This is a genomic window from Methylobacterium sp. Gmos1, assembly GCF_053764715.1.
This window is the reverse complement of record NZ_JBSNCC010000020.1, coordinates 1-11,956: the sequence shown is the minus strand read 5'-3', so window position 1 is coordinate 11,956 and position 11,956 is coordinate 1. Positions and strand designations below refer to the sequence as shown.

Below are 11,956 nucleotides of genomic sequence, written 5' to 3'. Positions count from 1 at the left end.
CCAAAGGCTTGGCGAAAATTCGAGAACGGAACCAAAGGTCGTTTTCAACGACCGTTGGTATCACCACCCCGCATGCGGCTTCAGGCCCCGCACCCGCGCCACCGCCGCCTCCAGGCCCTGCCAGTCCGGCGCATCCGGCGCGTAGCGGGCGCGGGTATAGGCGACGACCTCCGCCACCTGCCGGTCTGTGAGGGTGTCGCGAAAGGCCGGCATCGCGGCGGGCGGCGCGGCAGGATCGGGGTTGGGGAAGCGCTCGGCGGCGGCCGCGACGCCGTTGAGCACCGCCTGGATCAGGTTGTCCGGATGCGCGCTGTGGACGGAGGTGACGAGGCCGAGCGGCACCAGCTCCCCGCCGGCCCCGCCCTCGTGGCAGGCGGCGCAGGCGCCCTGGAACAGGGCCGAGGCGGGCGGGGGCGCGGTCGCGGCCGCCGCGACGGGCGCCGGCGCGGCGCGGGCGAGGCTCGCGAGGTAGACCGCCATGGCGCGGATGTCGGCGTCGGGCAGGGGCGCCAGCGAGGCGACCACGTCGGCCATCGGGCCGGCGGCGCTGCCGTGGCGGGGCGAGCGGCCGGAGCGCAGATAGGCGAAGAGGTCGTCCTCGGTCCAGGGCAGGGGGGAGCGGGACGGGCCTGCCAGCGCCGGCGCCTCCCAGCCGTCGGCGAACCCGCCGGTAAGGCGCGCCCCGCCCCGGCGCTCGGCGCCGAGCCCGTTGCGCGGGGTGTGGCAGGCGCCGCAATGGCCCAACGCCTCGACGAGGTAGGCGCCGCGGTTCCAGTCCGGGCCGCGCTCCGGATCGGCGACGGTCGCCGGGCGGTGGAAGAGCGCGTTCCAGCCCGCCATCAGCGGCCGGAGGTGGAACGGCGCCCGCAAGGCGGTCTCGGGGACGCTCGCCGCCACCGGCGCTTGCGCCATCAGGTAGGCGTAGAGCGCCTGGAGGTCGCGCTCGGAGACGCCCGAAAAGCTCGTATAGGGATGGGCCGGGTAGAGGTGGTGCCCGTCCCGCGACACGCCCTCGCGCATCGCCCGGGCGAAGGCGGGGTAGGACCAGGCGCCGATGCCGGCGCCCGCATCCGGCGTGATGTTCGAGGCGTAGACGACCCCGAACGGCGTCTCCAGCCCGCGCCCGCCGGCGAAGGACCGGCCGTCGGGGCCGACGTGGCAGACGAGGCAGGCGCCCGCCGCCGCGACGAGGCGCCCCTGCGCGATCGTGGCTGCGGAGTACGTCGCCGGGTCCGGCCGCTCGATCGACGGATAGGCCGGGCGCCAGGGCAGCAGGGTGAGGCCGAGCGCCAGCGCCCCGGCGCCGGCCCCGAACAGGCCGGCGAGGACGCCGCGCCGGCGCGGCTTCGCGGCGTCGGGCCCGGCGATCCGCGGCGGGTTGAGGGCCGCGCGCACGGCTCCCGCGGTGAGCGGGAGCTCGCGGAAGCGGATCCCGGTGGCGTCGAACAGCGCGTTGGTGATCGCCGCCGCGCTCGGCACCGAGGCGGATTCGCCGGCCCCGAGCGGCGGCTGGTCCTGGCGCGGCAGCATCAGCACGTCGATCTCCGGCACCTGCGGGAAGGCGAGGATCGGGTAGCTGCCCCATTCCCGGCTCGTCACCCCGGTGGCGTCAAAGCCGACCGACTCCTTCAGCACTCGGCTCGTCGACTGGATGACGTTGCCGTGGATCTGGTGGCGCACCCCGTCCGGGTTGATCATCAGGCCGGAATCCTGGCCCACCACCACCCGGGTCACCGCGACCTCCCCGGTGACCCGGTTGACCGCCACGTCCGCCACCCAGGCGGCCCACGCCGCGGCCTTGCCGGGGAACGGCCCGTGCACGTAGACCGCGTAGGCGAAGCCCCGCCCGTAGAGGATGTCGCCGGAGCCGCCATGGCTGCCGGGCCCCGTATGCGGCACCCAGGCCGCCCGCTCGGCCACGGCGCGCACGAGGTCGGCGGCGCGGGGATCGGGCAGGTAGCGCAGGCGGTATTCGATCGGGTCGACGCCCGCCGCGGTGGCGAGCTCGTCGATGTAGGATTCGTGCGCGAAGGTGTTGGGCAGGGCCGAGACGCCGCGCATCCACGAGGCGCGGGCGATCGGCGGCATGTCGTGCACCGTCACCCGGGCGTGGCCGAAGGCGTAAGGAGGCACCGCGGTGCGGTCGCCCATCGGGTAGGTCGCGGGCGTCGCCGGCACCTTGGCCGTGAGGATCAGCGCGAGCGTCGGCGCGCCGTTCGAGGGGTAGCGGGTCTCGAAATCGTAGGCCGCCGGTCCGCCCGCGGCATCGAGGCCGCCGCGCACGTCCATCACCTGCGCGGCGCCCTTCGGCTCCCAGGCGTGCTCCTGCTCGCGGGTGAGCTGCACCCGCACCGGCCGGCCGGTCGCCCGGGCCAGCAGCGCGGCATCGGCCGCGACGTCGTCGGCACAGTTGCGGCCGTAGCAGCCCGCCGCCTCGTGGCGCTCGATCGCGATCCTGTCCTCGGCCATGTCGAGGAGGAGCGCGAGGTCGCTCTGCAGCACGTGCGGGTTCTGGGTGCCGGACCACACCACGAGGTCGGCCTCCAGATCGCCCTGGCGGAACTCGGCGACGGCGCAGGACGGGCCGATCGAGCCGTGCATCTGGTAGGGCCAGACATAGGTGCGGTCGAGCCGCGCCTCGGCGTGGGTCAGCGCCCGCTCGACGTCGCCGCGCTCGAGGAGCCGGCGCGCCGTCGCCGGGTTGCCGCGAAGCGCCGCTTCCGGCCGGTTGAGGTCGGGGAGGTCTTCGGCGGATCGCCAGGTCACGGACAGGCAGCGCGCCGCCTCCGCGGCGTTCTCCTCGCGCGCGGCGACCACGCCGACGAAGTCGCCGACGACGACCACCGCGACGAGGCCCGGGATGTGGGCGACCGAGGCCTCGTCCACCGAGACCAGCCTGGCCCCCAAGCCCGTCTCGACGCCCGCGCCGGGCGGGCGGACCACGCGACCATGCACCATGCCGGGCACCCGCACGTCGTGGACGTAGGTCCAGGCGCCGACGGCCTTCTCCGGAATGTCGACCCGCGGCACCGGCCGGCCGACGATGGCGTAGTCTGCCACCGGCTTCACCGGCGCCTCGGGATCGAGGGTCAGCTCGGTGCGGCTCCCCCGCACCAGCTCGCCGTAGGCGACGCCGAGATCGGGCTCCGCCGCGACCCGGACGGTGCCGGCCTCGACCACGAGTTCCGCGGTGCCGCGGTTGAGCCGGCGCGAGGCCGCCTCGACGAGGTGGCGGCGGGCGGTGGCGGCGGCCTGGCGCAGGGGGATCGCGGCGATCTGGATCGTCTCGCTCGCGATGGTGCCGCCCTGGTCGGGGGCGGTCGCGGTGCTGCCGAGCTCCATCGCGACCCGTGCCAGCGGCACGTCCAGCTCCTCGGCGACGATCTGGGCGAGCGCCGTGCGGATGCCGGTGCCGAGATCGACGTGGCCGTTGAAGGCGGTGACCCGGCCCTCGCCGTCGACCGCGAGATAAAGCGCGCGCTGCGGCCCCGCGGCGAGGGCGGCCCCCGGCGCGTCGCCGAGGCGGGGCGGGCGGCCCATCGTCTCGCGGTAGACCAGCAGCAGGTCGCCGGCCACCCGCCAGTGCCGGCCCTCGGCGCCGGGATCCCGGGTCATGCCTCGTCTCCCCGGGAATGGGCGCGCATCCGCGCAGCCGCGGCGCGCACGGCGCGCAGGATCTCGATATGGGTTCCGCAGCGGCACAGGTTGTTCTGCAGGCCTGCGCGGATCTCGGTCTCGCCCGGGTCGGGATTGGCCGACAGCAGCGCCACCGTGGTCATGATCATGCCGTTCAGGCAGTAGCCGCATTGCGCGGCATTCTCGGCGATGAAGGCCTCCTGCACCGGGTGCAGCCGCCCGCCCTGCGCCAACCCCTCCAGGGTGGTGATCCGGCGCCCGACCGCGGCGCGCAGGGGAATCGCGCAGGAGCGCAGGGCCCGGCCGTCGACCAGCACCGTGCAACTGCCGCACTGGCCGAGGCCGCAGCCGTATTTCGGGCCGTTGAGCGCCAGATCGTTGCGCAGGACGTAGAGGAGGCGGGTGCCGGGCGCCGCCTCCACCGCCACGCTCCGGCCGTTCACGGTGAGCACGTGGCGGAGGGCCGCCAGCCGCGGGTCGTTGGCGATCGGCCGCCGATCGTCCTGCATGAGGTCCCTGTCCCGCCCCGGCCCCGGCTGTCCCGCCGGCTGCCGCTAGTTCTCACAGATTTCGCCGGGGACCGGAACCCCGCCGCGGATGTCGTCGCTTGCAAGAGCTTGGCCAGACGGGCGTGGGGGTCGGCGATCCGCCGGCACGAGGGCCGGTGCACGCGTGGCTGAATCGACTGCCCCAGGCTCTCGACGGGACCCTGAGCTCGGATCAGGATCCTCGGCATGAAGCAGATCACCATCCGCGTGGCGAAGACCCATCTCTCGAAGCTCGTCGAGGCCGCGCTCGCCGGCGAGGAGGTCGTGATCGCCAAGGGGCGTAACCCGGTCGTCCGGCTGGTGCCGATCGCCCCACAACCGTTCAAGATCGGCCTGCTGGAGGGCCGGCTCAGGCGCGGGCCGGACTTTTTCGCGCCGTTGCCGGGCGACGAGCTGGATCTGTGGGAAGGGGGCCGGTGACGTCGGTCCTGCCCGACACGCATGCCTGGATCTGGAGCCTATCCGGGGACGAGCGCATGTCGAGCCGGGCTACCGCGGCGATCACGGCGGGACGGCATCGTCACCTGGGTATGATGAGGCCGGGCGACCGGCAGTCCACATTCCGTAGCGTCGTCGCTCATGGGTCGGGAGCCTGCTTGGTTCGTCTCTGCAGACTTAACATCCTTCTGGTCATTCCCGGGCCGCACAGCGGATCCCGGGGCCTGGAACCGCGGATGCTTCAGGACAGGGCGGGGCACTCCCAGTTCTTTCGGAACGGACTGAGTGCCTGGATTTTGGTTTCCGCTGCGCGGTCCCGGAATGACCCTGAGAGTTTCAATCCTGGAGGGGCCAAGAAAACGTGAAATGACAAACATAACAGATAATATTAAGTTGGGAGCAATCCTGACGGCCCCATCTGTCTTAAATTTGTTAATGTTATACGGTTTGATTTATGTAAAATTTCGCAAAAAAAGCAATCAAACATCATGATATTGGAGGATGCAGAGTGTCCAGCGAACTCACCCAAAGCGGTACTCCGGAAGGCGAGCCTGCGGTCGCGGCGGCCGACGCAGCCGGCGGCGAGGACGGCGTCTCGGTCTCGGTTGCGCAGACCGAGCCCGGCACCGCGCCGCCGAGCCTGTTCCGCCCGACCATGCGCGACGTCGACGCCTCGGAGGTCGGCACCGCGGTCGCGCCGCGACCGCTGATGCCGGTGGTCCCCGTCGACGGCGAGGGCGCGCCCTGCACCGAGCCGGACTCGGCGGCCGACCAGGCCCTGATCCTCGGCCCGTCGGACCCCTCGGAGACCGGCACCACGAGCCCCGTCTCGGAGGCGGAGGGCGGCATACCGGGAATCGGACCGACGGAGATCCTGGCCGACGGCACCAGCCTGTTCGGCGACCGGACGGCGATGTGGTCGGGCGACCCGTCCGAGGCCGGGACGGGGTACGGCCTCGACGTGGTGCACGGGGAAGCCTGCCTGTGCGACGCGGTCACCCTGACGGCCGGCGAGACGGCCTGAACTCTCCGCCCCGGCGCCGATGTCCACCGCCGGGGCGGGAAGGCCGCCGCGACCGACGGTCTGCCCGCGCACGACAAACGCCGCAGGCCGCCGGCGCTTGCGGAGCGCCCCGCCTCCGCTAGCTCCCTGGCACACGAGGGGGGTATGTCGATGCAGCAGCGCTGGCCGGACCGGATCTGGATCGTGCGGCACGGCGAGAGCGCCGGCAACGTCGCCCGCGACGCCGCGGATGCGGCGGGCCACACCCATATCGACATCGCCGAGCGCGACGTCGACGTGCCGCTGAGCCCGCTCGGCGAGCGCCAGGCCGCGGCGGTCGGGCGGTGGTTCTCCGAGAAGCCGGCGTCGGAGCGGCCCGACGTGGTGCTGACCTCGCCCTATCGCCGAGCCGAGGCCACCGCGCGGCTGATCCGCGACGCCGGCGGCGTCGCCGACCCGTTGCTCGACTACGTCGCCGACGAGCGCCTGCGCGAGAAGGAGTTCGGGATCCTCGACCGGCTCACCCGCGAGGGCATCACCCAGCTCCATCCCGAGCAGGCCGAGCTGCGCCGCCTCCTCGGCAAGTTCTACCACCGGCCGCCGGGCGGCGAGAGCTGGTGCGACGTGATCCTGCGGCTGCGCAGCGCCCTCGACACCGTCTCGCTGCATTACGGCGGCCGGCGCGTGCTGGTGGTGGGCCACCAAGTCGTGGTCCTGTGCCTGCGCTACCTGCTCGAGGGGATGACCGAGGAGGAGATCCTCGGCATCGACCGCGAGGGCGACGTCGCGAATTGCTCGGTCACCGAGTACGCCTTCGACCCGAGCCTGGGCAGCAGCGGCAAGCTCGTCCTCCAGCGCTACAACTTCGTCGCGCCGCTGACCCGAGCCGGCGCCCCGGTGACGGCCGAGCCCGACGCCACGGGGGCCGCCCGATGACGCGCGAGATCACCGCCGAGACCCTGCGCGGGCTGCCCCTGCCGGACCCCTCGGGCGGCAGCAAGGAGGCGCGCGGCAGCGCCCTCGTCATCGCCGGCTCGGTCGAGGTGCCGGGCGCCGCGATCCTCGCCGGTACGGCCGCGCTCCGCGCCGGCGCCGGCAAGCTCCAGATGTCGATCGCCGCCGGCACCGCGCCGCACGCCGCGCTCGCGGTGCCCGAAGCCCTGGTGGTGCGCCTGCCGGAGGGGGAGGGCGGGCACGTCGACCACGCGCAAGCCGCCGAGGTGCTGCTGCCGCGCACCGAGCGCGCCGCCGCGACCCTGATCGGCGCCGGCATGGCCTCGGGCGAGCCGACCAGGGCGCTGACCGCCGCCCTCCTGACCGGCCCGGCGGAAGGCGCCTTCGTCCTCGATGCGGCGAGCATCGACGGGCTGTGCGAGCAGGCCGAGGCCGTGCGCGCCCGCGGGGGCCGGGTGGTGATCACGCCGCATGCCGGCGAGATGGCGCGCTGCCTCGGCTGGGAGCGCGACGCCGTCGAGGCCGATCCCCTCGCGGCGGCGCGACGCGCCGTCGAGCTCCTCGGCGCCGTCGTGGTGATGAAGGGGGCCGAGACCTGGATCGTCGATCCCGCGGGCGAGGTCTGGCACTACCGCGGCGGCGGCGCCGGGCTCGCCACCTCGGGCTCGGGCGACGTGCTCGCCGGGATCATCGTCGGGCTGCTCGCCCGCGGCACGAAGCCGGCCGAGGCCGCGGCCTGGGGCGTGTTTCTCCACGGCGAGGCCGGGCGGCGCCTGGCGCAGAGAAACGGGCCGATCGGCTTCCTGGCCCGGGAGCTGTCCGGCGAGGTGCCGGGCCTGATGCGGGACGTGGCGGAGGGGCACGATCCGGGCGGGTGAACCCGGGCGCCGCCCGGGTGTTGACGGCCGACCGCTTCCGCACGGACAGGCCGATGACCAGACTTACCCTCGCGCTCGCCCTCACGCTCGGTCTCGCGGGCACCGCCGCAGCGCAGACCGCCCGGGTGCCGCCGGCGAGCGACGCCGTCGGCGCGCCGGGCCCCGGCACCGGGACGAAGCCGCCGGCTTCCCGCCCGACCACCAACCTGCCGGGCAACCCGAGCGGCAATTCGGTGCCCGGGACCAATCCGGGCGTGTGGATCGGCGGCAGCCCGACCGCGGGCCCGCCGGGATCCGGCGGCACCGCGGGCGGTCCGGCGGCGGGCAACCGCTGAGGCCGGCCCGCGCCTCACGCCGCCAGCCACTCCCGCAGCAGCGCGCTCGTCTCGTCCGGCCGCTCCAGCGGCGGCAGATGCCCGCATTCGGGCAGGACGTGCAGGCGCGAGCCGGCGATGCCCTCGTGGATCTCGCGGGCGAGGGCCGGCGGCGTCAGCACGTCGTCGGCGCCCACCGCCACCAGGGTCGGCACCCGGATCGTCGCCAGGACCGGGCGGCTGTCGGGCCGGTCGAGGATCGCGCGCTGCTGGCGCAGGAAGGCGCCGCCGCCGACCCGCTCGGCCATCGCCTTCACCGCCTCGCCCACCGGCCCGTGCACGTGCGAGGAATGGACGAGCCGCGGCAGCAGGCGCGTCGTGACCCCGGCGAAGCGGCCGACCTTGAGCTGGTCCATGCCCTGGCGGCGCGTGGCGGCGCGCTCGGTGCTCTCCGGCGCGGCGGCGGTGTCGAACAGCGCCAGCCGCGTCACCCGCTCGGGCGCCTGGCGCAGGATCTCGAAGGCGACGTAGCCGCCCATCGACAGGGCGACGAGGCCGAAGCGCGATGGTGCGGCGGCGAGCGTCCGCCGCGCCATCGCCGCGACGCTGTCGTCGAGGGTCAGGTCCGCCACCGCGGCGGCGGACCTGTCGGCGAGCGCGTCGATCGGCGCGCGCCAGAGCACCGCGTCGTTGAGGAGGCCGGGCAGGAACAGCAGCGGGGCGAGATCCGGATTCATGGTCGCCCCTATGGCCGGATCGGCCCTCCGGTGCCAGAGGGCGGCGGGACCTCAGTACGAGCGCGGCATGCCGAGCACGTGCTCGGCGATGTAGGACAGGATCAGGTTGGTGGAGATCGGCGCCACCTGGTAGAGCCGGGTCTCGCGGAACTTGCGCTCGACGTCGTACTCCTCGGCGAAGCCGAAGCCGCCGAAGGTCTGGATGCAGGCATTGGCCGCCTCGAACGAGGCGTCGGCGGCGAGCATCTTGGCCATGTTGGCCTCCGCCCCCGGATTGGCCCCGGCCTCGTAGAGCCGCAGGCCCTCCTGCACCATCAGCTCGGCGGCGCGCATGTTGGCGTAGGCCTTGGCGATGGGGAACTGGATGCCCTGGTTCTGGCCGATCGGCCGGCCGAAGACCTGGCGCTCGCGGGCGTAAGCGGACGCCTTGGCGATGAACCACTTGGCGTCGCCGATGCACTCGGCGGCGATGAGCAGCCGCTCGGCGTTCATGCCCGACAGGATGTAGCGAAAACCCTTGCCCTCCTCGCCGACCAGGTTCTCCGCCGGCACCTCCATGTTGTCGAAGAACACCTCGCAGGAATTGTGGTTCATCATCGTGCGGATCGGCCGGATGGTCAGGCCGCGGCCGAGCGCCTCCCGCATGTCGACGATGAAGGTGGAAAGCCCGTCGGTCTTCTTGGCCACCTGGTCGCGGGGCGTGGTGCGGGCGAGCAGCAGCATCAGGTCGGAATGCTCGGCCCGGCTGGTCCAGATCTTCTGGCCGTTGACGATGAACTTGTCGCCCTCGCGTCGCGCCGTGGTGCGCAGAGCCGTGGTGTCGGTGCCGCTCGTCGGCTCGGTGACGCCGAAGGCCTGGAGCCGCAGGCGGCCGGCGGCGATCTCGGGCAGGTAGCGCTCCTTCTGCGCGGTCGTGCCGTGTCGCAGCACCGTGCCCATCGTGTACATCTGGGCGTGGCAGGCCGCGCCGTTGCAGCCCGAGCGCTGCACCTCCTCCAGGATCGCGGCGGCGGCCGAGAGCGGCAGGCCCGAGCCGCCGTACTCCTCCGGGATCAGCACCGAGAGGTAGCCGGATTCGGTCAGCGCGTTCACGAAGTCGGTCGGGTAGGCGCGATCAGTGTCGAGCCGGCGCCAGTACTCGTCGGGGAAGCGGGCGCAGAGCTTGGCGACCTCCTCGCGGATCTCGGGGTGCCGGAGGGTGTCGGTCTCGGTCATCGGGTGTCTCCATCCTAGGGCCTTGTCCGGCGAAGCGGACTTATAGCCTTGTCCGGCAAAGCGGATACCGGTTCGTCGCAGACCATGCGGCAAAACCAGGCACCCGGAGCGAGGCCCGGCCGCAACGCGATCGGACGTCGCCCCGGCGCGGCGCCGCGTTCCGCCTGTTCCCGCCATCGCAGGCTAGACGATCCGCGGCCGCGCGCTTCATGCCGTGGGAGCCTGCTACCACGGGCGAGGCACGACACCTGCCGTCGCAGCCGAGGCCCGATGCCGCGGGCCGACCCGGGGGGCATCCCGCGGACGTGGCAAGGGACGTGGCAAGGCGCTCACCCGCGGGACCGGAGCCTTCCGGGTGTAGGGTGCCTGGGATGGCGTCGCCGAGCGCGGGCGGGACCGCCCGCCTCGGCCGACGGCGGATGTCCCGGGCCCCGTCAAGCTCACGCAACCCGCTGCGAGGCCGGGATGCCGGTGCGGCCGTGCGCGTCCTCGAACAACTCGTCGAGCTCGGTACCGACGGCGCGGGCGATGCGGATCGAGGCGGCTCCCTCGCTGCGCTCGGCGACGATCGTCCGCAGCGCATCGGCGGTGCGCGCCTCGATGGCGTGGAACAGGCTCTCGGCCGCCCGGGCATTGGCGCTCAGCAGCACCGAGGCGAGGTCGCGGTAGGCTTCCCGCAGGAGATGATGGGCCAGGCGCTCGGCCGCCTGCTCCTCCGTCGGCGCGTCGTCGCCCATCGCTCGATCCCCCCTGCCAGGAGCGGGAGGCTGCATCGCGGGGATTGCGCGGGGCTTGCGCGCTAGTCGCGCAGGATCAGAAACGATGCGTTTCGGTCGTTTCCGTTTTCAAGCCGCTCGCCAGACGGCAGGATGCTGCCACCTGGACGCGCCGGCCCGGCCGGCGCGTCGGTTCCGAGAAGGAGCATGAGCGATGAGCTGGCACAGTGCCGACGACCCGGTCCCGGGCGACCGCTTCAGCTGCGACGCGATCCAGACCCTGATCGTGCCGCGCTCGCGCGACCTCGGCTCGTTCGCGGTGCGCCGCGCGCTGCCCTCGACCCAGTGCCGGATGGTCGGCCCGTTCATCTTCTTCGACCAAATGGGCCCGTCGGAATTCCTGCTCGGCCAGGGGATGGACGTGCGGCCGCATCCGCATATCGGCCTGTCCACCGTCACCTACCTGTTCGACGGCGAGATCATGCACCGCGACAGCCTCGGCACGGAGTTGCCGATCCGTCCGGGCGAGCTGAACTGGATGACGGCGGGGCGCGGCATCACCCATTCGGAGCGCACCGGCAGCGCCCTGCGCCAGACCGGCTCGCGGCTGTTCGGCCTCCAGAGCTGGGTCGCCCTCTCGGCGCGGGACGAGGAGACCGCCCCGGCCTTCGAGCATTACGACGCGGCGTCCCTGCCGGTCGTCTCGGCCGAGGGCAAGACCGTCCGGCTGATCGCCGGCGAGGCCTACGGCGCGCGCTCGCCCGTGCGGACCTCGACCCCGATGGTCTATGCCGACGTGGCGCTCCAGGCCGGCGCCGTCCTGCCGCTCGACGCCGATTACGACGAGCGCGCGATCTACACCGTGTCGGGCGCGATCGAGATCGCCGGCGACGGCTTCGGGCCGGGCCAGCTCCTGGTCTTCCGCCCCGGCGACCGGATCAGCGTGCGGGCGACGGAGGATGCCCGCTTCATGGTGCTGGGCGGCGAGCCGATGGACGGGCCGCGCCACCTGTGGTGGAACTTCGTCTCCTCGCGGCCCGAGCGGATCGCCCAGGCCAAGGAGGATTGGCGCCAGGGCCGGTTCGACACCGTGCCGAACGACGCCGAGTTCATCCCCCTGCCGGAGGATCCGCCGCCGGTGCGCTATCCGTAACGGGCGCGGCGACCGAGCCGGCCGGCTCCGACGATCGACGAACCCGTGTCGCCGCCACGCCATACGACCGCCGGGTGATCGCGCGGCGATGGCTCTGCCATCGCTGTCGCGGGGCGGAGATTGGTTTCGCTCAGGTGCCGTGCCGCTGTGCTACGCGTGCCGCAGGGAATCTTCCGGACAGCATAGCCTGAGCCACGACATCCAATCGTCGTACGCCGATTGTCGATCGTCTGGCCGGGCGCCTCAGAGCCTGTTTGAGCGCTTGATCTTATGCTGGATTGTCGAGTGCGGTGAGGGCCATCAGACAGGCGACGAAGGTGATGCGGCCGGTCGCGACGTCGAGGCGACCGGCCCGTTCGCGCAG

11 protein-coding genes are annotated in these 11,956 nt (G+C 73.1%); 6 read left to right on the top strand and 5 right to left on the bottom strand.

Annotation, left to right across the window (positions count from 1 at the left end; all coding sequences use genetic code 11):
• Positions 1–60: 60 nt before the first annotated feature.
• Together ACS5PV_RS26835 and ACS5PV_RS26830 are read right to left on the bottom strand one after the other, a co-directional pair.
• A complete protein-coding gene (locus ACS5PV_RS26835; protein WP_455398473.1) occupies positions 61–3,540 on the bottom strand; it encodes a molybdopterin cofactor-binding domain-containing protein in 3,480 nt (1,159 codons plus the stop codon).
• 71 nt (positions 3,541–3,611) lie between these two features.
• Positions 3,612–4,145 carry a (2Fe-2S)-binding protein gene (locus ACS5PV_RS26830; RefSeq protein ID WP_455398390.1) on the bottom strand — a complete coding sequence of 178 codons (534 nt, stop codon included), beginning with the start codon at positions 4,143–4,145 and terminating at the stop codon, positions 3,612–3,614.
• Between the two features lie 225 nt (positions 4,146–4,370).
• Between ACS5PV_RS26830 and ACS5PV_RS26825 the strand changes: the two genes are divergently transcribed.
• From ACS5PV_RS26825 to ACS5PV_RS26805, 5 genes are all read left to right on the top strand, one after another.
• Entirely contained in the window at positions 4,371–4,604 is a 234-nt protein-coding gene (locus tag ACS5PV_RS26825) for a type II toxin-antitoxin system Phd/YefM family antitoxin (RefSeq protein ID WP_455398389.1), read from the top strand.
• Between the two features lie 526 nt (positions 4,605–5,130).
• Positions 5,131–5,646, top strand: a complete 516-nt coding sequence (locus tag ACS5PV_RS26820) for a hypothetical protein (protein WP_455398388.1) — start codon at positions 5,131–5,133, stop codon at positions 5,644–5,646.
• Positions 5,647–5,790: 144 nt separating this feature from the next.
• On the top strand, positions 5,791–6,561 hold the full coding sequence (locus ACS5PV_RS26815) for a histidine phosphatase family protein (protein ID WP_455398387.1): 771 nt from the start codon (positions 5,791–5,793) through the stop codon (positions 6,559–6,561).
• Positions 6,558–7,457 carry an NAD(P)H-hydrate dehydratase gene (locus tag ACS5PV_RS26810; RefSeq protein WP_455398386.1) on the top strand — a complete coding sequence of 300 codons (900 nt, stop codon included), beginning with the start codon at positions 6,558–6,560 and terminating at the stop codon, positions 7,455–7,457. Before ACS5PV_RS26815 ends, ACS5PV_RS26810 begins: the two co-directional genes overlap by 4 nt.
• Before the next feature lie 53 nt (positions 7,458–7,510).
• Positions 7,511–7,792: a hypothetical protein gene (locus tag ACS5PV_RS26805; protein ID WP_455398385.1), complete on the top strand. Its 282-nt coding sequence runs from the start codon at positions 7,511–7,513 to the stop codon at positions 7,790–7,792.
• 14 nt (positions 7,793–7,806) lie between these two features.
• Here the strand turns inward: ACS5PV_RS26805 and ACS5PV_RS26800 are convergent, their stop codons facing one another.
• The 3 genes from ACS5PV_RS26800 to ACS5PV_RS26790 all read right to left on the bottom strand — a co-directional run bounded on the left by ACS5PV_RS26800 (position 7,807) and on the right by ACS5PV_RS26790 (position 10,460).
• Positions 7,807–8,508 carry an alpha/beta fold hydrolase gene (locus ACS5PV_RS26800; protein ID WP_455398384.1) on the bottom strand — a complete coding sequence of 234 codons (702 nt, stop codon included), beginning with the start codon at positions 8,506–8,508 and terminating at the stop codon, positions 7,807–7,809.
• Between the two features lie 51 nt (positions 8,509–8,559).
• Positions 8,560–9,723 carry an acyl-CoA dehydrogenase family protein gene (locus tag ACS5PV_RS26795; protein ID WP_455398383.1) on the bottom strand — a complete coding sequence of 388 codons (1,164 nt, stop codon included), beginning with the start codon at positions 9,721–9,723 and terminating at the stop codon, positions 8,560–8,562.
• Between the two features lie 440 nt (positions 9,724–10,163).
• Positions 10,164–10,460, bottom strand: a complete 297-nt coding sequence (locus ACS5PV_RS26790; protein ID WP_455398382.1) for a hypothetical protein — start codon at positions 10,458–10,460, stop codon at positions 10,164–10,166.
• Between the two features lie 193 nt (positions 10,461–10,653).
• On the opposite strand from ACS5PV_RS26790, the gene ACS5PV_RS26785 reads away from it, so the two are divergent.
• Positions 10,654–11,592 carry a pirin family protein gene (locus ACS5PV_RS26785; RefSeq protein ID WP_455398381.1) on the top strand — a complete coding sequence of 313 codons (939 nt, stop codon included), beginning with the start codon at positions 10,654–10,656 and terminating at the stop codon, positions 11,590–11,592.
• Positions 11,593–11,956: the final 364 nt, after the last annotated feature.